General features: G+C 73.1%; 27 protein-coding genes. 10 read left to right on the top strand and 17 right to left on the bottom strand.

Annotated features, from left to right (window positions below):
• Positions 1 to 11: 11 nt before the first annotated feature.
• The 8 genes from IF73_RS0125985 to IF73_RS0125950 all read left to right on the top strand — a co-directional run bounded on the left by IF73_RS0125985 (position 12) and on the right by IF73_RS0125950 (position 7,794).
• Positions 12 to 698 carry an MOSC domain-containing protein gene (locus tag IF73_RS0125985; RefSeq protein ID WP_031012192.1) on the top strand — a complete coding sequence of 229 codons (687 nt, stop codon included), beginning with the start codon at positions 12 to 14 and terminating at the stop codon, positions 696 to 698.
• Positions 699 to 806: 108 nt separating this feature from the next.
• Positions 807 to 1,580 carry an SDR family NAD(P)-dependent oxidoreductase gene (locus IF73_RS0125980; protein WP_031012190.1) on the top strand — a complete coding sequence of 258 codons (774 nt, stop codon included), beginning with the start codon at positions 807 to 809 and terminating at the stop codon, positions 1,578 to 1,580.
• 113 nt (positions 1,581 to 1,693) lie between these two features.
• Entirely contained in the window at positions 1,694 to 2,803 is a 1,110-nt protein-coding gene (locus IF73_RS0125975; RefSeq protein WP_031012188.1) for a substrate-binding domain-containing protein, read from the top strand.
• A gap of 140 nt (positions 2,804 to 2,943) precedes the next feature.
• Positions 2,944 to 4,260, top strand: coding sequence for an ABC transporter substrate-binding protein (locus IF73_RS0125970; protein WP_031012186.1), 1,317 nt, complete (start codon positions 2,944 to 2,946; stop codon positions 4,258 to 4,260).
• 4 nt (positions 4,261 to 4,264) lie between these two features.
• The gene (locus IF73_RS0125965) at positions 4,265 to 5,155 is read left to right on the top strand and encodes a carbohydrate ABC transporter permease (protein ID WP_031012184.1); all 891 of its coding nucleotides are present in this window, start codon (positions 4,265 to 4,267) and stop codon (positions 5,153 to 5,155) included.
• Positions 5,152 to 6,015 (top strand): carbohydrate ABC transporter permease, encoded by an 864-nt coding sequence (locus IF73_RS0125960; protein ID WP_031012182.1) that lies wholly within the window; start codon positions 5,152 to 5,154, stop codon positions 6,013 to 6,015. Before IF73_RS0125965 ends, IF73_RS0125960 begins: the two co-directional genes overlap by 4 nt.
• 17 nt (positions 6,016 to 6,032) lie before the next feature.
• Positions 6,033 to 7,052: a hydroxyacid dehydrogenase gene (locus tag IF73_RS0125955; protein ID WP_031012180.1), complete on the top strand. Its 1,020-nt coding sequence runs from the start codon at positions 6,033 to 6,035 to the stop codon at positions 7,050 to 7,052.
• A 43-nt stretch (positions 7,053 to 7,095) separates the two neighbouring features.
• The gene (locus IF73_RS0125950; protein ID WP_031012179.1) at positions 7,096 to 7,794 is read left to right on the top strand and encodes an ester cyclase; all 699 of its coding nucleotides are present in this window, start codon (positions 7,096 to 7,098) and stop codon (positions 7,792 to 7,794) included.
• Positions 7,795 to 7,867: 73 nt separating this feature from the next.
• On the opposite strand, the gene groL is transcribed toward IF73_RS0125950, so the two are convergent.
• The 4 genes from groL to IF73_RS0125930 form a co-directional block, all read right to left on the bottom strand.
• Positions 7,868 to 9,496, bottom strand: a complete 1,629-nt coding sequence (gene groL / locus IF73_RS0125945; protein WP_031012177.1) for a chaperonin GroEL — start codon at positions 9,494 to 9,496, stop codon at positions 7,868 to 7,870.
• 110 nt (positions 9,497 to 9,606) lie between these two features.
• The gene (gene groES, locus IF73_RS0125940; RefSeq protein WP_004955293.1) at positions 9,607 to 9,915 is read right to left on the bottom strand and encodes a co-chaperone GroES; all 309 of its coding nucleotides are present in this window, start codon (positions 9,913 to 9,915) and stop codon (positions 9,607 to 9,609) included.
• A 274-nt stretch (positions 9,916 to 10,189) separates the two neighbouring features.
• On the bottom strand, positions 10,190 to 10,360 hold the full coding sequence (locus IF73_RS41190) for a hypothetical protein (protein WP_158822147.1): 171 nt from the start codon (positions 10,358 to 10,360) through the stop codon (positions 10,190 to 10,192).
• Positions 10,357 to 11,280, bottom strand: coding sequence for a polysaccharide deacetylase family protein (locus IF73_RS0125930; RefSeq protein WP_031012167.1), 924 nt, complete (start codon positions 11,278 to 11,280; stop codon positions 10,357 to 10,359). Before IF73_RS0125930 ends, IF73_RS41190 begins: the two co-directional genes overlap by 4 nt.
• Positions 11,281 to 11,406: 126 nt before the next feature.
• Between IF73_RS0125930 and IF73_RS0125925 the strand changes: the two genes are divergently transcribed.
• Positions 11,407 to 12,582, top strand: a complete 1,176-nt coding sequence (locus tag IF73_RS0125925; protein WP_031012165.1) for a THUMP-like domain-containing protein — start codon at positions 11,407 to 11,409, stop codon at positions 12,580 to 12,582.
• Here IF73_RS0125925 and IF73_RS0125920 read toward each other — a convergent pair.
• From IF73_RS0125920 to tsaB, 8 genes are all read right to left on the bottom strand, one after another.
• A complete protein-coding gene (locus IF73_RS0125920) occupies positions 12,527 to 13,078 on the bottom strand; it encodes a hypothetical protein (RefSeq protein ID WP_199806716.1) in 552 nt (183 codons plus the stop codon). The two genes, IF73_RS0125925 and IF73_RS0125920, sit on opposite strands and share 56 nt — an antisense overlap.
• Before the next feature lie 187 nt (positions 13,079 to 13,265).
• Positions 13,266 to 14,501, bottom strand: coding sequence for an RNA polymerase sigma factor (locus IF73_RS0125915; RefSeq protein ID WP_078868260.1), 1,236 nt, complete (start codon positions 14,499 to 14,501; stop codon positions 13,266 to 13,268).
• A gap of 61 nt (positions 14,502 to 14,562) precedes the next feature.
• Complete coding sequence (locus tag IF73_RS0125910; RefSeq protein WP_031012158.1) at positions 14,563 to 14,928, bottom strand: YciI family protein; 366 nt, start codon at positions 14,926 to 14,928, stop codon at positions 14,563 to 14,565.
• Between the two features lie 96 nt (positions 14,929 to 15,024).
• Positions 15,025 to 15,867, bottom strand: coding sequence for a polysaccharide deacetylase family protein (locus IF73_RS0125905; protein WP_031012157.1), 843 nt, complete (start codon positions 15,865 to 15,867; stop codon positions 15,025 to 15,027).
• A gap of 55 nt (positions 15,868 to 15,922) precedes the next feature.
• The gene (locus IF73_RS0125900) at positions 15,923 to 16,162 is read right to left on the bottom strand and encodes a hypothetical protein (RefSeq protein WP_199806718.1); all 240 of its coding nucleotides are present in this window, start codon (positions 16,160 to 16,162) and stop codon (positions 15,923 to 15,925) included.
• Between the two features lie 11 nt (positions 16,163 to 16,173).
• A complete protein-coding gene (gene tsaD, locus IF73_RS0125895; RefSeq protein ID WP_031012153.1) occupies positions 16,174 to 17,286 on the bottom strand; it encodes a tRNA (adenosine(37)-N6)-threonylcarbamoyltransferase complex transferase subunit TsaD in 1,113 nt (370 codons plus the stop codon).
• Positions 17,286 to 17,747 (bottom strand): ribosomal protein S18-alanine N-acetyltransferase, encoded by a 462-nt coding sequence (gene rimI / locus IF73_RS0125890; protein ID WP_031012151.1) that lies wholly within the window; start codon positions 17,745 to 17,747, stop codon positions 17,286 to 17,288. Before rimI ends, tsaD begins: the two co-directional genes overlap by 1 nt.
• Before the next feature lie 35 nt (positions 17,748 to 17,782).
• Entirely contained in the window at positions 17,783 to 18,442 is a 660-nt protein-coding gene (gene tsaB / locus IF73_RS0125885) for a tRNA (adenosine(37)-N6)-threonylcarbamoyltransferase complex dimerization subunit type 1 TsaB (protein ID WP_078868254.1), read from the bottom strand.
• A gap of 121 nt (positions 18,443 to 18,563) precedes the next feature.
• Here tsaB and IF73_RS0125880 point away from each other — a divergent pair, with 121 nt between their 5' ends.
• The gene (locus tag IF73_RS0125880) at positions 18,564 to 19,130 is read left to right on the top strand and encodes a hypothetical protein (RefSeq protein WP_402310580.1); all 567 of its coding nucleotides are present in this window, start codon (positions 18,564 to 18,566) and stop codon (positions 19,128 to 19,130) included.
• A 19-nt stretch (positions 19,131 to 19,149) separates the two neighbouring features.
• On the opposite strand, the gene IF73_RS41185 is transcribed toward IF73_RS0125880, so the two are convergent.
• The 5 genes from IF73_RS41185 to IF73_RS0125855 form a co-directional block, all read right to left on the bottom strand.
• Positions 19,150 to 19,320, bottom strand: a complete 171-nt coding sequence (locus tag IF73_RS41185) for a hypothetical protein (protein ID WP_158822144.1) — start codon at positions 19,318 to 19,320, stop codon at positions 19,150 to 19,152.
• A 144-nt stretch (positions 19,321 to 19,464) separates the two neighbouring features.
• Complete coding sequence (gene tsaE / locus IF73_RS0125870) at positions 19,465 to 19,965, bottom strand: tRNA (adenosine(37)-N6)-threonylcarbamoyltransferase complex ATPase subunit type 1 TsaE (protein ID WP_031012144.1); 501 nt, start codon at positions 19,963 to 19,965, stop codon at positions 19,465 to 19,467.
• A 10-nt stretch (positions 19,966 to 19,975) separates the two neighbouring features.
• Positions 19,976 to 21,106 carry an alpha/beta fold hydrolase gene (locus IF73_RS0125865; protein ID WP_031012143.1) on the bottom strand — a complete coding sequence of 377 codons (1,131 nt, stop codon included), beginning with the start codon at positions 21,104 to 21,106 and terminating at the stop codon, positions 19,976 to 19,978.
• A gap of 6 nt (positions 21,107 to 21,112) precedes the next feature.
• A complete protein-coding gene (gene alr / locus IF73_RS0125860; RefSeq protein WP_031012141.1) occupies positions 21,113 to 22,264 on the bottom strand; it encodes an alanine racemase in 1,152 nt (383 codons plus the stop codon).
• A 21-nt stretch (positions 22,265 to 22,285) separates the two neighbouring features.
• Positions 22,286 to 23,212, bottom strand: a complete 927-nt coding sequence (locus IF73_RS0125855) for a L,D-transpeptidase family protein (protein ID WP_234338338.1) — start codon at positions 23,210 to 23,212, stop codon at positions 22,286 to 22,288.
• Between the last annotated feature and the right edge of the window lie 19 nt (positions 23,213 to 23,231).

Here is a 23,231-nt window from a genome sequence, read left to right as displayed (position 1 = left end):
ACGCTGCCCTCATGACGACCTTGCTGAGCGTGAACGCGGGCCGGGCGAAGCCCGTCGCCTACACCGACTCCGCCTCCGGGAGGACGGGCATCGACAAGCACCCCGTCGACGGCCCCGTACGGATCGAGTCGCCGGGGCCCAACGGGGTCGGGGCGAGCGGAGTCGCCGGGGACGCCGTGTGCGACCTGCGCTACCACGGCGGCACCGACCGGGCGGTGTACGCCTTCGCCCGCGAGGACCTGGACCGGTGGGAGCGGGAGCTGGGCCGGGAGCTGCCGAACGGCTCCTTCGGGGAGAACCTGACGACGGACGGCCTGGACGTGAACGGGGCGCTGATCGGCGAGCGCTGGCGGATCGGCGGGTCCGTGGTCGTCGAGGTCACCGGCGGCCGGATCCCCTGCCGCACCTTCCAGGGGCACCTGGAGGAGCAGGGGTTCGACCCCAGGGGCTGGGTGAAGCGGTTCACCCAGGCCGGCGCGCCGGGGGCGCTGCTGCGGGTGATCGAGCCGGGCGAGGTGCGGGCCGGCGACCCGGTCACGGTGGTGCACCGGCCGGACCACGGGGTCACGGTCGCCTTCCTGCACCGGGCGGCGACCACCGAGCGGGAGCGGCTGGCGGAGACGCTGGTGGCCGCCGAGTGGATGGAGTCCGGACTCCTCGCGCTGGCCCGCGAGCACGTCGAGAAGTACGGCTCCTGAGGCCGGGGCCGTGCGGAGGGGGCCGGGGGGCCGTAGGGGGCAGGGCCCGCCGCGGAGGCCGGGCGGTACAGGGGCCGGGGCGTCGGTTCCGGGCACTACGGTTCCGGTATGACCACTGCACTGATCACGGGAGCCACCGCCGGCATCGGAGCCGCCTTCGCGCGGCGGCTGGCGGCCGACGGCCATGACGTCGTCCTGGTGGCGCGGGACCTGAAGCGCCTTCGGGAGCAGGCGACCGAGCTGCACGACCGGCACGGCGTGGAGGCCGAGGTGCTCGCCGCCGACCTCTCCTCCGAGGAGGGGATCGCCGCGGTCGAGGCCCGGCTCTCCGACCCGCGCCGCCCGGTCGACCTGCTGGTGAACAACGCGGGCTTCGGCAACAAGGGCCGGTTCCTCGACGTGTCGATGGCCGACGAGCTGCGGATGCTGACCGTGCACTGCGAGGCGGTGCTGCGGCTGACCTCGGCCGCGGCCGCGGCGATGAAGGGCCGCGGGCGGGGCGGGGTGGTGAACGTGGCCTCGGTGGCGGCTTTCGTGCCGCGCGGCACCTACGGGGCCTCGAAGGCGTGGGTCGTGCAGTTCACCCAGGGCGCGGCGCGGGACCTCGCGGGCAGCGGGGTGCGGCTGATGGCGCTCTGCCCCGGCTTCGTGCGCACCGAGTTCCACGAGCGGGCCGGGATGGGGACGGACAACATCCCCGGCTGGATGTGGCTCGACGCCGACAAGCTGGTGGCGGCGGCCCTGTCGGACCTGGCGCGGGGGAAGACCCTGTCGATCCCGGACCCGCGCTACAAGGCCCTGATGGGTGTGGTGAAGCTGGCGCCGCGCGCGCTGCTCGGCGGGGTGTCGTCGAAGGCGGGCCGCAAGTACGGCCCCCAGTAGGCCCGTCGTCGATCGAATCGTCAAGAGCTCCGGAGCGAATGATCGAAACCCCCGCCGTTCGATCATTCTGGTCTAAGGTCGGGGAACCACGACACCGCGAGGGGGAACCGCACGTGCGCGAGAGTGCCGCCGAACGACACGCCCGACTGCTGGACCTGGTGCGCGAGCGCGGCACGGTCCGCGTCGCCGAGCTGGCCGGCCTCCTGGGGGTCTCCCCCGTCACCGCCCGCCGCGACGCGGAGGCGCTGGCCTCGCGGGGCCTGCTCGACCGGGTGCACGGCCAGGTCTCCTGGCCGCGCCCCGCCGCGCCGGGCGACCAGCGGACCGGGCCCGGCGCCGGCGAGGGCCTGGTGCTCGGCCTGCTCGCGCCCTCCGCCACGTACTACTTCGCCGAGGTCATCCGGGGCGCGCACGAGGCGGCCGCCCGGGCCGGCGCGCGGCTGGTGCTGCGGATCTCGGACTACCGCCCGGAGGAGGACCGGGCCCGCACCGAGGGGCTGCTCGCGGCCGGTGCCGAGGGGGTGCTGGTGGCGCCGGGCTGGCGGGGGCCGGAGGACCGGCTCGCGTACGGCGACTGGCTGGCGGAGCTGCCGGTGCCGGCCGTGCTCCTGGAGCGGCGGGCCGAGCCGGGCAGTCCGCTCGACGGGCTCGACCGGGTCGCCTCGGACCACGCCCACGGCGTGCTGCTGGCCCTGCGCCACCTGATCGGGCTCGGCCACGCGACCCCGCTGCTCGTGGCCCGCGGGGACTCGCCGACCGCGCTCGCGGTGCGGGCCGGGTACGCGGAGGCGCTGACCGTGCTGGGCCGGGAGGAGCCCCGGCCGGTGATCGACTCCGTACCGGCCGAGGCGGATCCGGAGGGGTTCGAGCGGGCGGTGCGGGCGCTGTACGAGGAGGTCCGCTCGGGGCGCGCGAGCGCGGCCCTGGTCCACAACGACGTGGACGCGATCGAGATCGTGCAGCGGCTCGCCCCGCTCGGCGTGCGGGTCCCGGAGGACCTGGCCCTCATCGCGTACGACGACGAGGTCGCCGCGCTGGCCGACATCCCGCTGACGGCGGTCGCCCCGCCCAAGCGGCAGGTGGGCAGGCACGCCACGGAACTGCTGGTGGAGCGGCTGGCCGGGGGTGCGGACGAGGACGCGGCGAGCCGGCACGTGAGCCTGCTGCCCCGGCTGCGGGTACGGGCGTCCTGCGGGGCCGCCCGTCCGGTGCCGCCCCTCTGACCCCACCCCGGCGCCTGCCGCGCACTCCCTGATCGATCTGATCTTTTTTCGATCATTCAATCTTTCGCTCTTGACTTCGTTCAGGAACGGTCCCAGGATCACGGCCAACCCCGTCCACGCCGCCGATCAGGAGCCGTGCCGTGAGTCTCAGTCGGAGCAGAACGTCCCGCGTCATAGCCGGCGCCGCCACCGCCCTCGCCGTCCTCACGGCCTGCGGCGGAGGCGGTGACGCCGCCGATTCCGCCGCCGGGAAGCCCGTCACGATCACCTTCTGGGGATGGGCCAAGGGCTCGAAGGACGTCGTCGACGCCTTCAACGCCTCCCACACCGACATCAAGGTCACCTTCGAGGAGATCCCCTCCGGCAACGCCGGCGGCTACGCCAAGATCTCCAACGCCGTGAAGGCCGGCAACGCCCCCGACCTCGTCTCCATCGAGTACCCCTCGCTCCCCGAGTTCGTCTCCTCCGGCGCCCTCCAGGAGATCGGCGACGTCTTCCCCGACTCCGCCCGGGCCGGCCTCCTGCCCCAGGCCGTCGAGCTCACCACCCTCGGCGGCAAGACCTGGGCCGTCCCCTTCGACGCCGCCCCGCAGGCCCTCTACTACCGCAAGGACCTCTTCGCGAAGCACGGGATCGAGGTCCCCACCACCTGGGACGCGTTCCGGAAGGCCGCCGAGCAGGTGAAGAAGGCCGACGCCAAGGCCCGTATCGCCACCTTCTTCCCCGACGACCCCACCACCTTCGAGGCGATGGCCTGGCAGGCCGGCGCCCAGTGGTTCAAGGCCGAGAACGACACCTGGAAGATCGACACCACCGACCCGGCCACCGCCAAGGTCACCGCCTACTGGCAGGGCCTCCTCGACGCCGGCCTCGTCCACAAGAACGCCTCCTTCAGCCCCGAGTGGACCGGCTCCCTCAAGAACGGCACCACCCTCGCCTACCTCGGCGCCTCCTGGGGCGCCGGCGTCCTCAAGGGCACCCTCCCCGAACAGGCCGGCAAGTGGGCCGTCGCCCCCATGCCCAGCTGGGACGGCAAGCCCGCCTCCGGCATGCTCGGCGGCTCCACCTTCGCCGTGCCGAAGAACAGCACCAAGAAGGCCGCCGCCGTCGAGTTCGCCACCTGGATGGCCACCACCGAGGCGGGCGTCAAGGCCCGCATCGCCTCCGGCACCTCCAGCGCCTTCCCCGCCGCCACCGCCCTGCGCCCCACCGCCAAGAAGGCGTTCGACGCGAGCTTCTACGGCGGCCAGGACATCTACGCCCTCTTCGAGGCCGCCGGCGCCTCCATCACCGAGCAGTGGTCCTGGGGCCCCACCACCGGCACCACCAACACCGCCATCAAGGACCGCTTCGGCGCCGTCGCCCCCGGCGGGCCCACCCTCGCCGACGCGGTGAAGGCCGGCCACGACGCCACCGTCGCCGAGCTCACCAAGCGCGGCCTGAAGGTCGAGGGCTGAGCGCGTGAAGGCCCGCACCCGTGCCGCGGCACTCCTGCTGACCCCGTTCTTCCTGCTCTTCACCGCGGTGCTGGTGGTGCCGATCGGATACGCGGTCTGGCTCAGCCTCTTCACCGAGAAGCAGTCGGGACTGGGCTTCGGCGGCTCCGAGACCGTCTTCACCGGACTCGGCAACTACGCCGCGGCACTGGGTGACCGGGCCTTCCGCGAGGGCTTCGGCGTGCTGCTCGGCTACTGCCTGCTCTACCTCCCGCTGCTGCTCGCCGGCGCCCTCGGCCTCGCCCTGCTCCTCGACACCGCCCTCGCCCGCGCCCGCCGCTTCTTCCAGCTCGCGCTCTTCCTGCCGCACGCCGTCCCCGGCATCATCGCCGCCCTGATCTGGGTCTACCTCTACACGCCCCAGCTCAGCCCGGTCGTCCAGGCGATGGAGGCGGGCGGGATCGGCTTCGACTTCTTCTCCCCCGAGGGCGCCCTGCCGTCCGTCGTCAACATCGCCCTGTGGGAGTGGCTCGGCTACAACCTGATCATCTTCTACGCCGCCCTCCAGGCCATCGACCGCTCCGTCCTCGAAGCCGCCACGGTCGACGGGGCCGGCGCCTGGCGCACCGCGTTCGCCGTCAAGATCCCGCTGCTCCGCGGCTCCCTGGCGATGGTCGGCCTCTTCACCGTCATCGGCTCCCTCCAGCTCTTCACCGAACCGCTGATCCTCAGCAGGGGCACGGGCTCCGCCGTCACCTCCACCTGGACGCCGAACATGTACGCGTACTCCGCCGCCTTCGACCGCAACGACTACGGCCTGGCCGCGGCCGCCTCGATCCTGCTCGCCCTGACGGCCGCGCTGCTCTCCTTCGCCGTCACCCGCCTCACCCGGGACCGGAAGGAGAAGGCCGCATGAGCACCCGCCCCTCCCGCGCCCCCCGCTCCCGCTGGCTGTCGAAGACCGCCGTCAACGGCGTCCTCCTGCTCGCCACCTGCTACATGCTCTTCCCGCTCGTCTGGCTGGTCACCGCCGCCACCAAGGACGCCGGCGGCCTCCTCGCCGGGAACGCCTTCTCCTTCGAGGGCTTCGACCTCGGCGGCAACCTCGCCCGGCTCGCCGAGTACAACGACGGCGTCTACTTCCGCTGGTACCTCAACAGCCTCCTCTACGCCGGCGTCGGCGCCGCCGCCTGCGCGCTGATCAGCGTCGCCGCCGGATACGCCTTCCACGTCTACGACTTCCGGGGCAAGGAGAAGCTCTTCGGCCTCGTCCTCCTCGGCGTCCTCGTCCCCACCACCGCGCTCGCGCTGCCGATGTACCTGCTCGCCAGCGAGATCGGCATCGTCAACACCTACGCCGCCGTGCTCCTGCCGGTCCTGGTCAACCCCTTCGGGGTCTACCTCTCCCGGGTGCTGTGCGCCGCCTACGTCCCCGACGAGGCCCTGGAGGCCGCCCGGATCGACGGCGCCGGCGAGCTGCGGGTCTTCTGGTCGATCGGTCTGCGCACGGTCATGCCGGGCTTCGTGACCGTCTTCCTCTTCCAGTTCACCGCCGTCTGGAACAACTTCTTCCTCCCCCTGGTGATGCTCTCGGACCAGAAGCTCTTCCCGCTGAGCCTCGGCCTCTACGCGTGGAACAGCAACGCCCACGCCGAACCGGACTACTACCCCCTCGTCGTCACCGGCTCGCTGCTCGCCGTCGTCCCCCTCGTCGTCGCCTTCGTCTCGCTCCAGCGCCACTGGAAGGCCGGACTGACCGCCGGCAGCGTCAAGTGAGGAGCACAGGTCCCACCATGCACCCGACCACCGACAACCGCCCCGCCCTCCTGCTCGCGATGGGCCCCGGCGTCGCCGGCCGGCTCCTCACCGACGCCCACCGCACCCGCCTCGCGGAGCTCACCCGCACCGACCCGCACCTGGTCGCCCACGACCTGACCGCCCCCGACCCGCGCACCGCCGCCGCCCTCGCCGAGGCCGAACTCCTCCTCACCTGCTGGGGCGCCACCCCGCTCACCCCGGAGGTGCTGGCCCGCGCCCCGCGCCTCAAGGCCGTGGTGCACGCGGCCGGTTCGGTCAAGCACCACATCACCGACGCCTGCTGGGACCGCGGCCTCAGGGTCACCAGCGCCGCCGCCGCCAACGCCCTGCCGGTCGCCGAGTACACCCTCGCCGCGATCCTCTTCGCCGGGAAGCGGGTGCTGCGCTCGGCCCAGCGGTACGCCGAACTCCGCACCGACCACGCCTGGCTCGCCGAGTCCGCCGCCTGGGGCAACTACCGCCGCACGGTCGGCATCGTCGGCGCCTCCCGCATCGGCCGCCGGGTCGTCGAACTGCTGCGCCCCTTCGACGTCGAGGTGCTGCTGTACGACCCGTACCTGACGGTCCCGCCGCCGGGCGCGGCCCTCGCCGGCCTGGACGAACTCTGCGCCCGCAGCTCGGTCGTCTCCGTCCACGCACCCCAACTCCCCTCCACGTACCGGATGATCGGGGCCCGCCAGCTCGCCGCCCTGCCCGACGGCGCCACCCTGATCAACACCTCCCGCGGCTCGCTGATCGACGAGGACGCCCTCCTCCCCCACCTGACGGCGGGCCGCCTCCACGCGGTGCTCGACGTGACCGACCCGGAACTGCCTCCCGCGGACTCCCCGCTCTACACCCTCCCCAACGTCCTCCTCACCCCGCACATCGCCGGCTCCCTCGGCAACGAGCTGCACCGGATGACCGACCAGGCCCTGGCGGAGATCGTCCGCTACACCCGCGGCGAGCCCTTCGCCGAGGAGGTCAGAGCCGCCGACCTCACCCACTCGGCCTAGACTGGAGGGGTCCATCCGCGGCTTCGCCCGGTCGGAGGCGGCCATGACCTTCGTGCAGATCATCGAGTGCAGGACGAGCCGGGTCCAGGAGCTGAACCGGCTCATGGACCGGTGGGTCGAGGAGACCCGGGGGAAACGGACCGCGACCCACAGCATCGTCGGGACCGACCGGTCCGACGCCTCGCACATCGTGGAGATCGTCGAGTTCCCCTCGTACGACGTGGCCATGCGCAACTCGCAGCTGCCGGAGACCGACCGGATCTTCCGGGAGATGGTCGCCCTCTGTGACGAGATGCCGACCTTCACGGACCTGGACGTGGTCCGGGACGAGGCGCTGTACAAGGCGAACGCGCGGCAGATGTTCGAGCAGATGGCGAACGGTTCGGACCTGGCGCTGCTCGACGGGCTGCTCGCCGAGGGCTACCACGACCACGATCCGACGAATCCGCAGGACACGATCGGGATGGACGCGGTCCGGCGCGAGGTGGAGATGTGGCGCGCGGGCTTCGACTTCGCGTTCACGATCGACGACCAGATCGCCGACGGCGACCGCGTGTGCACCCGCTGGACCTGGCGCGGGACCCACGTCGGGGACTTCATGGGCCTCCAGCCGACCGGCATGGAGGTCACCATGACCGGCACCACCATCCACCGTTTCCGTGACGACGGGAAGATCGTCGAGGGCTGGTGGCAGTACGACCTGCTCGGCCTGATGGGGCAGCTCGGCGCGGTGGAGACCTAGCGAGAGGGAGACACCGAGGCCCGGTGCCCCCGCGACGGGGGCACCGGGCCTCGGTGGTCTGCTACGGCGTGCCTCAGTGGGAGTGGCCGTGACCGTGGCCGTGACCGTGGTCCGCCGGCTCCTCCTCCTTCTTCTCCACCACGAGGGTCTCGGTGGTGAGGAGCAGGGAGGCGATGGAGGCGGCGTTCTCCAGGGCGGAGCGGGTGACCTTCACCGGGTCGATGACGCCGGCCTTGACCAGGTCGCCGTACTCGCCGGTGGCGGCGTTGAAGCCCTGGCCCTTGTCGAGCTCGGAGACCTTGGAGGTGATGACGTAGCCCTCCAGGCCGGCGTTCTCGGCGATCCAGCGCAGCGGCTCGACGGCGGCGCGGCGGACGACGGAGACACCGGTGGCCTCGTCGCCGGTCTTGCCGAGGTTGTCCTCCAGCACCTTGACGGCGTGGACGAGCGCGGAGCCGCCACCGGAGACGATGCCCTCCTCGACCGCGGCGCGGGTCGCGGAGATGGCGTCCTCCAGACGGTGCTTCTTCTCCTTCAGCTCCACCTCGGTGGCGGCGCCGACCTTGATGACGCACACGCCGCCGGCCAGCTTCGCGAGGCGCTCCTGGAGCTTCTCGCGGTCCCAGTCGGAGTCCGTGGCCTCGATCTCGGCCTTGATCTGGGCGACGCGGCCCGCGACGTCCTCGGACTTGCCGCCACCGTCGACGATGGTGGTGTCGTCCTTGGAGACGGTCACGCGGCGGGCGGTGCCCAGCACGTCCAGACCGGCCTGGTCGAGCTTGAGGCCGACCTCCTCGGCGATGACGGTGGCACCGGTGAGGGTGGCCATGTCCTGGAGCATCGCCTTGCGGCGGTCACCGAAGCCGGGGGCCTTGACGGCCACGGCGTTGAAGGTGCCACGGATCTTGTTGACGACGAGGGTGGAGAGGGCCTCGCCCTCGACGTCCTCGGCGATGATCAGCAGCGGCTTGGAGCCACCCGCCTGGATGACCTTCTCCAGCAGCGGCAGCAGGTCCTGGATCGAGGAGATCTTGCCCTGGTTGATCAGGATGTACGGGTCGTCGAGGACGGCCTCCATACGCTCCTGGTCGGAGACCATGTACGGGGAGAGGTAGCCCTTGTCGAAGGCCATGCCCTCGGTGAACTCCAGCTCCAGGCCGAAGGTGTTGGACTCCTCGACGGTGATGACACCGTCCTTGCCGACCTTGTCCATGGCCTCGGCGATGAGCTCGCCGACCTGCTGGTCCTGGGCGGAGAGCGCGGCGACGGCGGCGATGTCGGACTTGTCCTCGATCGGGCGCGCGGTGGCGAGCAGGTCCTCGGAGACGGCCTTGACGGCGGCGTCGATGCCCTTCTTCAGGGCGGCCGGGGAGGCGCCGGCGGCGACGTTGCGCAGACCCTCGCGGACGAGCGCCTGGGCGAGCACGGTGGCGGTGGTGGTGCCGTCACCCGCGATGTCGTTGGTCTTGGTCGCCACCTCCTTGACGAGCTGGGCGCCGAGGTTCTCGTACGGGTCCTCGATCTCGACCTCGCGGGCGATCGTGACACCGTCGTTGGTGATGGTGGGGGCGCCGAACTTCTTGTCGATGACGACGTTGCGACCCTTGGGGCCGATCGTCACCTTCACCGTGTCGGCCAGCTTGTTGACGCCGCGCTCAAGGGCGCGACGGGCGTCCTCGTCGAACTTCAGGATCTTCGCCATGGGAGCGATTCAGCCCTCTCGGAAATCGTGTGGAGAAAAACGAAACCGCGCCCCTGGACGCCCAAGAGATCAAGGGGTCAGGGGCGCGGTTCAAAGCAGGTACGTCGTCTTTACTTCTCGATGATCGCGAGCACGTCGCGGGCCGAGAGGACGAGGTACTCGTCGCCGTTGTACTTCACCTCGGTGCCGCCGTACTTGCTGTAGAGCACGACGTCGCCGACCTTGACGTCGAGCGGCAGGCGCTCGCCGTTCTCGAAGCGGCCCGGGCCCACGGCGAGGACGGCGCCCTCCTGGGGCTTCTCCTTCGCGGTGTCCGGGATGACCAGGCCCGAGGCCGTGGTCTGCTCGGCGTCGAGCGGCTGGACCACGATGCGGTCCTCGAGCGGCTTGATGGCAACCTTGGAGCTGGCGGTCGTCACGATCCGACCTCCCCCTTCGGAGATCTCGCGGGGTTAACTGTCTGAGGTGGCGACCAGGTGGATCCGTCGTCGCGGGTGCCGGACCTGCCCGTCGCTGTGTTGGCACTCTCCGGTGGGGAGTGCCAGAGCCGAGACTATGACCGCGATTAGCACTCGGTCAAGCGGAGTGCCAATTCCTCACCTCGTGGCGGTGCCGGTACGGCGCGCGGGCGCCGCGATCCGGCCCCGATCCGGGGAACGCGTGCACGGAGTCCGGGGTTCCGTGCGAAGCCCGTCAGGAACGCGGGGCCCCCTCCGCCCGGACCGGGCCCCGGTCGGCGTCGCGGCCGTCGCCGACCCGCTCCACGGCCTTGCGGCCGAGGCGTTCGAGCGGGTCGACGGCGGAGGCGCAGCCGGTCAGGACGAGGAGGAGGGCGGCGACCACGAGCGGGCGGAGCCGGCTCATACGTAGTCCTCCAGCCGGGCGACCGCGTACCCCTTGGACGTGATCACGTTCATCGCCCGGCGGATCATGTCGGGCATGCTGCCCTTCCAGTCCTCCTCGCCGCGGAAGTGGGTGAGGACGATGTCGCCGGGGTGCAGGTCGCGGTCCCACTCGCGCCACTCCATGTGGTCGGGGAACGCCTCGGAGGCCCAGAGCGGGACGGCCTTGACGCCGCAGGACTTGGCGGCGCGCAGGGTGTCCTCGTTGTAGTTGCCGTAGGGCGGGCGGAAGAGCTCGGGGCGCTTGCCGTACTTCTTCTCGATGACGTCCTGCATGCCGCAGATCTCGCGCTTCTGGCGGGCGTAGGAGAGCCCGGGCAGGTACTTGTGGTTGAGCGTGTGGTTGTGGAGGGAGACCCCGCGCGGCTGGGACTTCTGCATCTTCGCGAAGTAGGCGTAGTCGTCGCTGACGACGTAGTCGCTGAGGAAGGCGCTGTAGGGGATGTCCAGCTCGGCCATCATCCGGATGAGCTCGGGGTCCTTCTCGGCGCCGTCGTCGATCGTCAGGAAGACGATCTTCTCCTTGGTGGGGACAGTGGTGAAGACGGGCGGCAGGCCCTCGCCGTCGGTCTCGAAGCCCTTCCGGGTGGTGATCCGCGGCTTGGTCCTCGGCGGGGCGGGCGCTTCGAGCGGGGTCAGCCTGAGGCCCCACTTCTTCGCGGCGGCGGCCCGGGCGGCCCGCCGCTTCGCCAGCGCGGCCTTCTTCTCCCGGGCCAGCTGGGCGGCGGTCTTCGCCGGGGCCTGCTGGCCTGCGGCGGGCGCGGGGGCGCCGCCGGTGCCCGCGCCGGGGGCGTCGGAGCCGCCGGAGCAGGCGGCGGTGGAGGTGAGCGCGGCGACGAGGAGCGCGGCACCCAGGGCACGACGGGAGTGACCCTTTGCCATCATTTCTTCCTTTTGTCGTACGACCGGTATGGCGCCGCATCCTGTCAGCGCCACCCGCCCCTCCGGCCGCGACACCGCCGTACCGGCCCCACCGTCCCCCGCCCGGCCCACAGGGAGAATGGGACGGTGACCGACCTCGCCGCCTTCACCGCCCTGCTCGCCCCCGAGGGCCAGACCCTCCTCGCCGCCCTGCGCGACTACGACCCCGCCCAGGAGCTGGCGGTCGCCTCCCGGCTGCGCCGCGACCACCCCGCCGAGCTGGTCTCGGCGGCCCTCGGGCAGGCCCGGCTGCGGCAGCGCGCGGTGGCGAAGTTCGGCGCCGAGGACGCGTACCGCATGTACTTCACGCCGAACGGCGTCGAGCAGTCCACCCGCGCCACCGTCGGCACCTACCGCGCGAACCGGCTCAAGGCCCTCGGCGTCGGCAGCGTCGCCGACCTCTGCTCCGGCGTCGGCGGCGACGCGCTCGCGCTCGCCCGCGCCGGCATCTCCGTCCTCGCCGTCGACCGCGACCCGCTCACCGCCGAGGTAGCCCGCGCCAACGCCGCCGCGCTCGGCCTCGACGGGCTGATCGAGGTCCGCTGCGCCGACGTCACCGAGATCGACACCAGCCCGTACGACGCCGTCTTCGTCGACCCGGCCCGGCGCGGCGGGCGGGGCCGCATCTTCGACCCCGAGGCGTACTCCCCGCCGCTCTCCTGGGCCATGGACGCCGCCCGCAAGGCCCCGCGCGCGGCCCTGAAGATCGCCCCCGGCATCCCGCACGAGACCGTCCCGGACGAGGCCGAGGCCGAGTGGATCTCGGACGGCGGCGACGTGAAGGAGGCCGTGCTCTGGTTCGGCACCGAACCGGGCGCGCGCCGCGCCACCCTGCTGCCCTCCGGCGCGAGCCTCACCGGCCGCGGCCTCCCCGACCCGGCGGTCCGCCCGGTCGGCCGCTACCTCTACGAGCCCGACGGCGCCGTCATCCGCGCCCATCTGGTCGCCGAGGTCGCCGAGGAGCTGGGCGGCGGCCTGATCGACGCGACGATCGCCTACGTCACCGCCGACACGCTGACCCCCACCCCGTACGCCTCCGCCTACGAGATCACCGACGAGCTCCCCTTCAACCTCAAGAAGCTGAAGGCCCTCCTCCGCGAGCGCGAGGTGGGCAACCTGACGGTGAAGAAGCGCGGCTCGGCCGTCGAGCCCGAGGAGATCCGCCGGAAGGTGCGGCCCAAGGGCCCGAACGCGGCGACGGTGCTGCTCACACGTGTCGCGGGCGCCCCGACGATGCTGATCGGCCGGCCGGCACGACCCTGAGCGCCATCCGGAAGTGGCCGACGGCCTTGAAGAGCCCGATCAGGCCGTTGATCCAGAGGATCAGAGCGACGCCCATGCCGTACGCGACGAGGCCGTAGCCGTTCGCCGGGTCCGTCCCGGCGGGCACGGCGAAGCCCAGCCACAGCCCGAGGCCGCACAGGACGGCGGAGACCGCCATCCAGCAGGCGCTCGCGACGGGCGCCCGCAGCCGCGCGTCCGTCGGCCCGTGCCGGTCCAGGACCGCCCACAGCAGCAGCCGTTCGCGCACCACGCGGTCCCGGCGCACCCCGCGCACCGCGAGCCAGACGCCGGGCACCATCACCCCGAGGCCGAGGAGGGCGATGAACAGGCCGATGAGGAACGTGATCGGGTCGAGGATCGCGCCGTGGCCGAGGTCGACGAGCAGCACGCCGACCATGCCCCAGCCCAGCTGGAGCACCAGCACCGCGCCGGCGAACAGCGCGAACCGCCCGCCGCCGAGCGAACGCCTCGTCAACTCCCCCAGCGCCAGCGCCCGGTCCGCGAGCAGGGCGTCCCGGTCGGGCCAGCGCGGCCCCGCGGCGTCAGGTGCGTGCTCTCGGCGTGCCGGGTGGAAGTCCTCGTACTGGACGTACTCGGGCTTTCACCCGGTGCGGCGAGAGCGCGTGCGCGTCGCGGGGCAGGCGGGAGTTTGACGACAGGGCCTAGGCGGTGCCGGCCTCCGGCTCCCCCGCGCGGGCCCGCAGCAGCGCCCGCTCCCGCTCGTTCCTGGTCAGCTCCGCCGCCCGCGCGAACTCCGCCCGGGCCTCCGCGTCCCGGCCGAGCCGGGCCAGCAGGTCGCCGCGGACGCTGGGCAGCAGGTGGTAGCGCTCCAGGGCCGGTTCGGCGGCGAGCGCGTCGACGATCGGGAGCGCGGCGGCCGGGCCGTCGGCCATCGAGACGGCCACCGCCCGGTTCAGCTCGACCACCGGCGACGGTGCCAGCTCCATGAGCCGCCCGTAGAGCCCGGCGATCACCGCCCAGTCGGTCTCCTCGTACGAGGCCGCCCGCGCGTGGCAGGCGGCGATCGCGGCCTGGAGGGCGTACGGGCCGTAGGAGCGCCCGCCCCCGGACTCCGTCCGGGGGGACCCCCAGGCGCGGGCGAGGGCGGCGTAGCCGCGCCGGACGAGCAGCCGGTTCCAGCGCCGCCGGTCCTGCTCCGCGAGGAGCACCGGCCGCCCGTCGGGGCCGGTGCGGGCGGGGGTGCGGGACGCCTGGAGTTCGAGCAGGGCGGCGAGTCCGTGCACCTCGCCCTCGCCGGGCATCAGGGCGGCGAGCCCGCGGGCCAGCCGGAGCGCGTCCTCGCAGAGCCCGGGGCGCAGCAGGTCGTCGCCGGCGGTGGCCGCGTACCCCTCGTTGAAGATCAGGTAGACGACTTCGAGGACGGAGCCGAGCCGGGCCGCCCGGTCCTCCCCGTACGGCACCTCGAACTCCACGCCCGCCTTCGCGAGCGTCCGCTTGGCCCGGGTGATCCGGGCCGCGACGGTCGCCTCCGGGGCGAGGAAGGCGCGGGCGATCTCCTCCGTCCGCAGCCCGCCGACGAGCCGCAGGGTGAGCGCCGCGCGGGCCTCGGCGGAGAGCACCGGGTGGCAGGTGGTGAAGACCAGCCGGAGCACGTCGTCGTCGATGTCGCCGGGGCCGGCGGGCTCGGGGTCGTACGACTCCTCGGGCAGGCTCCGGCCGACCTCGGCGAGCTTGCGCGCGTACGTCTCGCGGCGCCGCACGAGGTCGACGGCGCGGTGCTTGGCGGTGGCCGTCAGCCAGGCGCCCGGCCGGTCCGGGACGCCCGCTTCGGGCCACTGCTCGAGGGCGGCGACGAAGGCGTCCTGGGCGACCTCCTCGGCGATGCCGACGTCCCGGACGATCCGCGCCACCGTGGCGATGATCCGCGCCGACTCCATCCGGAAGACCGTCTCCAGCGTGCTCTCCACCGTCACGCCTCACATGACAGCACAGCGGGGATCAGCCCTCCGGCATCTCCTCGACCTCGCGGACCTCCAGGCCGACCTTCCAGTGCGGCGGGTGGACGGCGAGGAACCGCTTCCCCCACTCGACGGCCTCGGCCATGTCCTTGCACTGGAGCATCGCGTAGCCGCCCACGACCTCCTTGGTCTCGGTGAAGGGCCCGTCGGTGAAGGACAGCTTCCCGCCCTCCCAGGTGATCCGGGTGGCCTCGGCGGTCGGCTTGAGCCCGGCGGTGTCCACCATGGCGCCGGCCTTGGTGATCTCCTCGAAGAGGGCGCCCATCCGCTCCTCGAAGCCGGGGTCGGCGCTCTCCATGTCGATGGTGTTCTCCTCGATGCGGACGAGGGAGAGGAAGCGGGGCATGGTGACTCCTGGGGGTGCGGTGGCGGGGCCGTTCCCCGCCTTCCACACATACGTCGAACGAGCCGCACCCGCATCGACACCACGCCCGGACTTCTCTCAGACGTAGTCCTCCAGGCGGGCCACCGTGAAGCCCTGTTCCTGGATCTTGCGGAGCATGGTGGCCGTCATCTCGGTCATCGTGCGGCCCTTGAGTTCGGCGGGGCCGCGGAAGTGGGCGAGGACGATGTCGCCGGGGTGGAGCTTCCGGTCGCCGCGCTGGTACTGCATGTTCTTGATCTGCATGGACTCGCGCCACAGGACGATGGCGTCCACCCCGCAGCTGCCGGCGGCGGTGCGGGTGGCCTCGTTCCAGTTGCCGTAGGGCGGGCGGAAGAGGCGCGGGGTGGTGCCGTACCGCTTCCGCAGCTTCTCCTGCTGGCCGCAGATCTCGCGGCGCTGGGCCTCCGGGGAGAGGGTGCGCAGGTTCGGGTGGGTGAGGGTGTGGTTGGCGACGCCGTGGCCCTGCGCGACGAGCGGAGCGAAGTACCCGTAGTCCCCGCTGATCACGGAGTCGGTGAGGAACATCGTGAAGGGGACGCCGAGCTCGTCCATCATCCGGGTGAACTCGGGGTCCTTCTCGGCGCCGTCGTCGATGGTGAGGAAGACGACCTTGTCGGTGGTCGGGATGTCGCTGATCACCGGGACGGGTCCGCCCGGCGCCCGCTTCACCGGCTTGACGGCGGGCGGGGCGGGCGGCGTCGGGAGCGGCTCGATCCCCCACTTGCGGTACGCGGCCGCCCGGGCCGCCTCCGGGGCGGCGGCCGGTTCCGGGGCGGCGGCCGCCGCGGAGGGCGTCGCCGGGGCCGGGGGGACCGCCGGGGGCGGGGTCTCGGCCGTGCAGCCCGTCATCAGGAGGGTCACCGCGGTCAGCGCCGCCCACACCGCGATCTGCTTCTTCACGGGCTGTGGGATGCCCGATCCGATCGAAAGGTTGCCCGATCGTCGAATTATTCGCCTATTCGACCGCTTCGAAGCGCCAGCGGTGGACCGGACGGGTGATCAGCTCGGCGTCCGGCTCCGGCAGTTCGGGCAGCTCCGCGTCGAGGGTCTCGGCCTCCCACCAGGTGAGGACGAGGACCCGGTCCTGGGGGGCGCGGAAGACCTCCCGGCGGAGCGGCTCGCGGGCCAGGACCCGGGCCCGGGCCCACTCCAGGAGTTCGGCGCCGCGGCCCTGGACGGCCCGGGCCTCCCACATCAGCGTGACCCTCACGAGTACAGGTTCTCCTTGCTGATCTCGTGCACGTGGTCGTGGTCGTGGGTGTGGCCGTGGGCGTGCCCGGGGACGTGCGGGTCGGTCACCGGAAGCGACGAGTCCGCCGACAGCTCCAGGTCGGAGGCGGCCCGGTTGCGGGCGACCATCTCGGCGCCGAGCGCGGCGACCATGGCGCCGTTGTCGGTGCACAGGCCGGGCCGGGGCACCCGGAGCCGGATCCCGGCCCGCTCGCAGCGCTCCTCGGCGAGGGCCCGGAGCCGCGAGTTGGCGGCGACGCCGCCGCCGATCATCAGGTGGTCGACGCCCTCGTCCTTGCAGGCCCGGACGGCCTTGCGGGTGAGGACGTCGACGACGGCCTCCTGGAAGGAGGCGGCCACGTCGCGGACCGGCACCTCCTCGCCCGCCGCCCGCTTGGCCTCGATCCAGCGGGCCACCGCGGTCTTGAGCCCGGAGAAGGAGAAGTCGTACGCGGGGTCCTTGGCGCCGCTCAGACCGCGCGGGAACGCGATGGCGGCCGGGTCGCCCTCCCGGGCGAGCCGGTCGATCACCGGGCCGCCGGGGAAGCCGAGGTCGAGGACCCGGGCGATCTTGTCGAACGCCTCGCCGGCGGCGTCGTCGATGGTGGCGCCCAGCGGCCGCACGTCGGCGGTGATGTCGGCGGAGAGCAGCAGGGAGGAGTGGCCGCCGGAGACCAGCAGGGCCATCGTCGGCTCGGGCAGCCTGCCGTGCTCCAGCTGGTCGACGCAGATGTGCGAGGCCAGGTGGTTGACGCCGTACAGCGGCTTGCCGAGGGCGTAGGCGTACGCCTTGGCGGCGGAGACTCCGACGAGCAGGGCGCCCGCGAGGCCGGGGCCCGCGGTGACGGCGATGCCGTCGAGGTCCTTCGGCGAGACGCCGGCGGTCTTCAGGGCCCGCTCGATCGTCGGGACCATCGCCTCCAGGTGGGCCCGGGAGGCGATCTCGGGCACGACGCCGCCGAAGCGGGCGTGGGTGTCGACGCTGGAGGCGACGGCGTCGGCGAGCAGGGTGGTGCCGTGCACGATGCCGACGCCGGTCTCGTCGCAGGAGGTCTCGATGCCGAGCACGAGGGGTTCGTCAGCAGCCATCAGATATCGGTCCCAGTTCCTTGAACAGTCAGTCGCATCACGAGCGCGTCGACGTTGCCCGGCTGGTAGTAGCCGCGCCGGAAGCCGATGGGCTCGAAGCCGAAGCGCTCGTACAGCCTCTGCGCCCGGGTGTTGTCCACGCGCACTTCGAGCAGGACCTCGTCGCACTCGAAGGCGGTGGCGTGCTGGAGGAGGTCGGTGAGGAGCCGGGCGCCGAGCCCGGTGCCCCACTGCTCGCGGGCGACGGCGATGGTCTGGACGTCCCCGAGGCCGCCGGCCGCCGCCAGGCCCGCGTAGCCGGCCAGCTTCCCGGCGGGCGTCTCGGCGACGACGTACCGCCGGGTGGCCGCGGGCCCGCGCGCGTGCGCGAGCTCGGACCAGAACATCCCCTCCGACCAGGCGTCCTCGGGGAAGAGGTCGGCCTCGAGGGCGAGCACCTCCGGCAGGTCCCACCAGCGCATCTCGCGCAGGACGGCGCCGGTCACGAGTGCCTCGCTCACTGCGGGGTGACCACCTTGTAGTTCTTCGGCACCTGCGCGTCGGGCCGCCGCAGGTACATCGGGACGGGGTCGAGGAAGCCGTCCCCGCCGGCCGCGATCCGCTCGGCCGCGAGGGCGGCGAGCGCGGCGGCGGACTGGTGTTCCGGGCCGCGGGCGTCCGGGAAGGCGTCCGGGTAGAGCAGGGCGCCGGCGCCGACGACGGGGAGTCCGGCGAGCCGCTCGGCGATGTCGGCGGGCCGGTCGACGGAGGCGTCGGTGACCCGGGTGCGGGCGTCGTCGTACCGCGCCCAGTAGACCTCCTTGCGGCGGGCGTCCGTCGCCACCGCGAAGGGCCCCTCGATGCCGGAGGCGTACGCGAGGCCGTCCAGGGTGCACAGGCCGTGCACGGGGACGCCGCCGAGCGCGGACGCGAAGGTGGCGGCGGTGACGAGCCCGACCCGGAGGCCGGTGTAGGGGCCGGGGCCGACCCCGACGACGATCCCGGTCACCGCGTCGAGCGCGGTCCCGGCCTCCTTGAGGACCCGGTCGACGGCGGGGAGCAGGAGCTCCCCGTGGCGGCGGGCGTCGACGCCGGTCGACTCGGCGACGACGGCGGTGCCGTCGTGGAGGGCGACGGTGACGGCGGGGGTGGCGGTATCCATGGCGAGCAACAGCACGCGAACAGCCTACGGCGCCACGAGCGGGCGATGCGGCGCGCGGCCGTCCGGGGGCCCGGCTGCTACCGTCAGGCGCGACAGCGGGTCAGGCTCGGCACGTACGTACGAAGAGGTGGAGACGGTGGCAAGGAGCAGCTCGGGATTCGTGGCCGGGCTCACCGCGGCGGCCGTCGCCGTGGTCGCCTTCCTCGCCTACCAGGCGTCGGCGAGCGTGCCGGCGGACCTCGCGGAGCAGCCGCGGACGCCGGGCACGGTGGCGCCGTCGGCCTCGGCGTCGGCCGGGGCGAAGAAGCCGGCGAAGAACCCGCTGGCGGTGCCGGCGGCCTCGGGCACGGGCCAGCGCGTGGTGTACGCGCTGAAGGACCGCCGGGTGTGGCTGGTCGACGAGAAGAACAAGGCGGTCCGCACCTTCGTCGTGGCGCCGAGCTCGGTCTCCCCGGAGCCGGGGGCGTACGCGGTGACCTCCCGGTCGGGTTCGGTGACCGGCTCCGACGGGGTGCAGATCGAGCACGTGGTGCGCTTCGCGAGCGTGGACGGCGTGACGGTCGGCTTCAGCGCGGCGGTGGACGGCTCGATGCCGTCGCCGGACCCGTCGAAGAAGACCGGCGGCATCCGGATGAAGCGGGCGGACGGCGACGCGATGTGGACCTTCGCGTCGATCGGCGCGAAGGTCGTCGTCGTCTCCTGACGCCGTTACCCGTACGGGGTTACGCGGCCTCGTCCCGCAGCTCCGGCCCGTCGTCCTCCGCGGCGGGCGCGAGGGCGGGCCGCGGCGGGGTCGAGACGGCGCTGGCCGCGGCGCAGGAGGCCAGCAGCTCGCTCATCGAGACGCGCTCCTCGGCGGTGCGGTCCTCGCGCTCCGGCATCTGCGTCGCCATGCATGCCTCCCGTAGGTTAGGTTCACCTAACCAGCTCGTGCATCCATAGCACCACGGCGCGGAGCGCGGGCGCAACATTTTCCCGACATGCTGTCGGAACCTACGTACGTTCAGAGCAGCCGAACGGTCGGACCAGCCGTACGGTCAGAGCAGCGCGAGGTCCTCGTCGGCCCAGCGTCCGCCGATGCCGCGCAGCACCACCGTGCGCCGGTCGTCGTCGGTGTCGCCGGTGACGCGGTGGATGAGCACGTGCAGCCGGTCGTCGGTCAGCTCCTCGACCTTGCCGTCGCCCCACTCCACGACCACCACGGACTCGGGCAGCGAGACGTCGAGGTCCAGGTCCTCCATCTCGTCGAGCCCGCCGCCGAGCCGGTAGGCGTCCACGTGCACCAGGGCCGGGCCGCCGGTCAGCGACGGGTGGACGCGGGCGATGACGAAGGTCGGCGAGGTGACCGCGCCGCGCACGCCCAGGCCCTCGCCGAGGCCGCGGGTCAGCGTGGTCTTCCCGGCGCCCAGCTCGCCGGTGAGCATGACGAGGTCGCCGGCCCGCAGGATTTTCGCGAGCCGTCGGCCGACCTCCTGCATCTGCTCGGGGGAGTCGACGGAGAGGGTGGCGCCGGAGACGGGCGGGTGCGCTGCTTCCATACCCGCCAACCTATCCGTTCCCGGGCCCCTCCCCGGCCCTGGCCAGCAGGGCGGCGAGCGCCGCGGTGACGGCGTCGGGGCGCTCCAGCATCACCAGGTGCCCGGCCTCGGGGACGACGACCAGCTCGCTGCCGGGCAGCTCGGCGGCGATGGCCTCGGTGTGCGAGGCGGGGGTGACGAGGTCCTGGTCGCCGGCGAGGGCCAGCGCGGGCAGGCCGCGGAAGGCGGCGAGGGCGGCGAGCTCGTCGTGCGCGCCGAAGGCGGGGTAGAACTCCGCGACCACGTCGACCGGGACGGACTCGATCATCCGCTCGGCGAAGCGGACGACGGCCGGGTCCACGTCCTGCGAGGCGAAGGAGTACTTCCTCACCAGCCCGGCGAAGAGGTCGGCGGTGGCCCGGCGTCCCTTCTCGACCAGCTCGGCCTGGGAGCCGAGGGCCCGCAGCATCCCGGGCAGGACCCGGCGGACCGCGTTGACGCCGGCGAGCGGCAGCCCGTACGAGACCTCCTCCAGCCGGCCCGGGGAGGTGCCGACGAAGGCGACGCCGGCGACCCGGTCCCGGATCAGCTCCGGGTGGCGGTCGGCCAGCGCCATCACGGTCATGCCGCCCATCGAGTGCCCGACGAGGACGAGCGGCCCCTCGGGCGCGGCGGCGTCGATGACGGCCTTCAGATCGCGGCCGAGCCGGTCGATGGTGACCGGCTTCTCCGCACCGCGGGCCGAGCGGCCGTGCCCCCGCTGGTCCCAGTAGACGGCGCGGACCCGGCCGCGCAGGGCGGCGCGCTGGTAGTGCCAGGAGTCCTGGCTCAGGCAGAAGCCGTGCGAGAAGACGACGGTGACGGGGCCCGCGGCGGCCGCGCCGCTCCCGTCGCCCTCACGTGCCTCGTCGGTCTCGTCGACCTCGTCGACCTCGTACGCGAGGACGGCGCCGTCGTCGGCGAGCGCCCGGCCGGGGGTGCCGCGGAGGGTTCCGTACGGGCCGGTGGAGTCCAGGGCGAGCCGGGCCTTCTGGCGTACCGAGCGGCCCACCGTGAGCCGTTCGATCGCGACTCCGGCCGCCGCGCCGGCGGCGAGCACGCCTATCGCGGCGCCGGCGATCCCCGCCCGCCGCCAGCCCCCGCCGCCGCTCGTCTCCCCCACGCCGGGCTACTCCCCCACGTACACGCGCGGCACCCGCGCGCCGATCCGGGTGACGATCTCGTACGCGATGGTGTCGGCGGCCTCCGCCCAGTCCTGGGCCGTCGGCTCGCCGTGCTCGCCGGAGCCGAAGAGGACGGCCTCGGTGCCGGGGGCGGGCCGGTCGCCGCCGAGGTCCACCACGAACTGGTCCATGGCGACCCGCCCGGCGACCGTGCGGACCCTGCCGTCGACCAGGACCGGGCCGCGCCCGGAGGCGTGCCGGGGGACGCCGTCGGCGTAGCCCACCGGGATCAGGCCGAGGGTGGTCTCGCCGCCGGTGACGTAGTGGTGTCCGTAGGAGACGCCGTGGCCGGGCGGGACCTCCTTGACCAGGGCGACGCTCGCCTTCAGCGACATCACCGGGCGCAGGCCGAGCTCGGCGGAGGTGCCGAGTTCGGGCGCGGGCGAGACGCCGTACATCGCGATCCCGGGGCGGACCAGGTCGAAGTGGGCCTCGGGCAGGGTGAGCGTGGCGGGCGAGTTGGCGATGTGCCGGACCTCGGGCTCGACGCCGGCCTTCTCGGCGTAGTCGAGCATGGAGCGGAAGACCTCCAGCTGCGCGGCGATCGACGGGTGGCCGGGCTCGTCCGCGCAGGCGAAGTGGGACCAGAGGCCGGTGACCTTGACGAGTCCCGCCTTCTCCGCCTTCAGGGCCTCGGCGACCAGCTCGGGCCAGTCGGCCGGCTGGCAGCCGTTGCGGCCGAGGCCGGTGTCGGCCTTGAGCTGGATGCGGGCGGTGCCGCCGGTGCGGCGGGCGGCGGCGGTGACCTCGTCGAGGGCCCACCGGCCGCTGACCGCCATGTCGAGCCCGGCCTCGATGCCCTCGTCCCAGGGGTCGCCGGGCGTCCACAGCCAGCAGAGGACCGGGACGCCGGTGATCCCGGCGGCGCGCAGGGCCAGCGCCTCCTGCGGGGTGGCGGTGCCGAGCCACTCCGCGCCCGCGTCGAGGGCGGCGCGGGCGCAGCGCTCGGCGCCGTGTCCGTACGCGTCGGCCTTGACCACGGCCATGACCCGGACGTGGGGGGCGACGCGGGCGCGCAGCGCGCGGACGTTGGCGCGCAGCGCCCCGAGGTCGATCTCGGCGCGGGCTCGGCGGGGCGGGAGTGCTGTCTCAGTCATCGCGCCCAGTCTCTCAGGTGGTCACAGTCCCGGCCGCTTGCCCCAGATGTAGACCCGGTCACCCTTGCGGAGGACGGACCAGAGCTTCTCCGCGTTCCGGTAGCTCAGGTTCACGCAGCCGCGGCTTCCGGTGGGGGTGGCGATCGGCCCGTAGACGCCGTGGAACGCCTGGCCGCCGTCGAAGAACTGGGAGAACGGCATCGGCGTGTCGTAGATGGTCGACCAGTGGTCCTTGTGGCGCCAGTAGACGGAGTGCCAGCCGGTGCGGGTGCGGTAGCCGGCCCGGCCGCTGCGGATGTTGACCACGGGGTACGTGATCTTCTTGCCCTTCTGCACCCACATCAGCTCGCGGTTCAGGTCGACGCAGGCGACCGGGTAGCTGCGGACGGGGCACTTCTTGGCGGCGTTCGGGTTCTTGCGGGCGGCGAGGAGTTCGGCGCGGCCCCAGGTGACGGGGCCCGCGTAGCCGTTGGCGGGCTTGATCTTCTGCTTGGTCTGGAAGGCGCGGATGGCCCGGCAGTCGGCGGCGGACTGCTTCCCGTCGGCCTTGAGCTTCAGCAGGCGTTCGACCTGCCGCTGGTAGAGCCCGGTCCGGGCGGTGCAGGCGGCCTTGACGGCCCCGCGCGGCAGGTACTCGACGAGTTCGTCGACCTCCTCCTCCGGCTCGGGGACGGGGATCTCGCCGTCGGGGGTGGTCGGCGGCAGCACCTGGTCGGGGGTGTCCATGGGGTACTCGGGGCGCCCGGCGCCGGCGATCCCGGGCACGAGCACGTCGGACGCGGGATCGGCGGCGGCTTCGGACGCGGGGTCGGCGGTGGCTTCGGGCGCGGTCTCGGAGGCGGGACCGGGCGGTGTGGGGTCGGGCTCCTCCCCGTGGGCGGGGGCGGTGCCGGCCAGGAGGGCGGCGGCGAGCAACGGCGGCAGGATGCGGCTTCTCCATCTGGTCACCGGTCCATCCGAACCCGCC

This window comes from Streptomyces sp. NRRL F-5727 (genome assembly GCF_000719555.1).
Taxonomy (GTDB): Bacteria; Actinomycetota; Actinomycetes; order Streptomycetales; family Streptomycetaceae; genus Streptomyces.
The sequence above is the reverse complement of the archived record's forward strand: the minus strand, read 5'-3'. Positions and strand labels throughout refer to the sequence as shown.

Excerpts from the sequence above, each read along its gene's own strand:
- IF73_RS0125985 (WP_031012192.1), top strand. The coding sequence starts at position 12 with ATGACGACCTTGCTGAGCGTGAACGCGGGCCGGGCGAAGCCCGTCGCC.
- tsaD (WP_031012153.1), bottom strand. The coding sequence starts at position 17,286 with ATGGCTGCTGACGAACCCCTCGTGCTCGGCATCGAGACCTCCTGCGAC.
- IF73_RS41185 (WP_158822144.1), bottom strand. The coding sequence starts at position 19,320 with ATGGCGACGCAGATGCCGGAGCGCGAGGACCGCACCGCCGAGGAGCGC.
- IF73_RS0125900 (WP_199806718.1), bottom strand. The coding sequence starts at position 16,162 with ATGTGGGAGGCCCGGGCCGTCCAGGGCCGCGGCGCCGAACTCCTGGAG.
- alr (WP_031012141.1), bottom strand. The coding sequence starts at position 22,264 with ATGACTGAGACAGCACTCCCGCCCCGCCGAGCCCGCGCCGAGATCGAC.
- IF73_RS0125950 (WP_031012179.1), top strand. The coding sequence starts at position 7,096 with ATGACCTTCGTGCAGATCATCGAGTGCAGGACGAGCCGGGTCCAGGAG.
- IF73_RS41190 (WP_158822147.1), bottom strand. The coding sequence starts at position 10,360 with ATGAGCCGGCTCCGCCCGCTCGTGGTCGCCGCCCTCCTCCTCGTCCTG.
- rimI (WP_031012151.1), bottom strand. The coding sequence starts at position 17,747 with ATGCGCTGGTGGGACCTGCCGGAGGTGCTCGCCCTCGAGGCCGACCTC.
- IF73_RS0125980 (WP_031012190.1), top strand. The coding sequence starts at position 807 with ATGACCACTGCACTGATCACGGGAGCCACCGCCGGCATCGGAGCCGCC.
- IF73_RS0125930 (WP_031012167.1), bottom strand. The coding sequence starts at position 11,280 with ATGGCAAAGGGTCACTCCCGTCGTGCCCTGGGTGCCGCGCTCCTCGTC.
- IF73_RS0125910 (WP_031012158.1), bottom strand. The coding sequence starts at position 14,928 with ATGCCCCGCTTCCTCTCCCTCGTCCGCATCGAGGAGAACACCATCGAC.
- groL (WP_031012177.1), bottom strand. The coding sequence starts at position 9,496 with ATGGCGAAGATCCTGAAGTTCGACGAGGACGCCCGTCGCGCCCTTGAG.
- tsaE (WP_031012144.1), bottom strand. The coding sequence starts at position 19,965 with ATGGAAGCAGCGCACCCGCCCGTCTCCGGCGCCACCCTCTCCGTCGAC.
- IF73_RS0125915 (WP_078868260.1), bottom strand. The coding sequence starts at position 14,501 with ATGGAGTCGGCGCGGATCATCGCCACGGTGGCGCGGATCGTCCGGGAC.
- IF73_RS0125955 (WP_031012180.1), top strand. The coding sequence starts at position 6,033 with ATGCACCCGACCACCGACAACCGCCCCGCCCTCCTGCTCGCGATGGGC.
- IF73_RS0125960 (WP_031012182.1), top strand. The coding sequence starts at position 5,152 with ATGAGCACCCGCCCCTCCCGCGCCCCCCGCTCCCGCTGGCTGTCGAAG.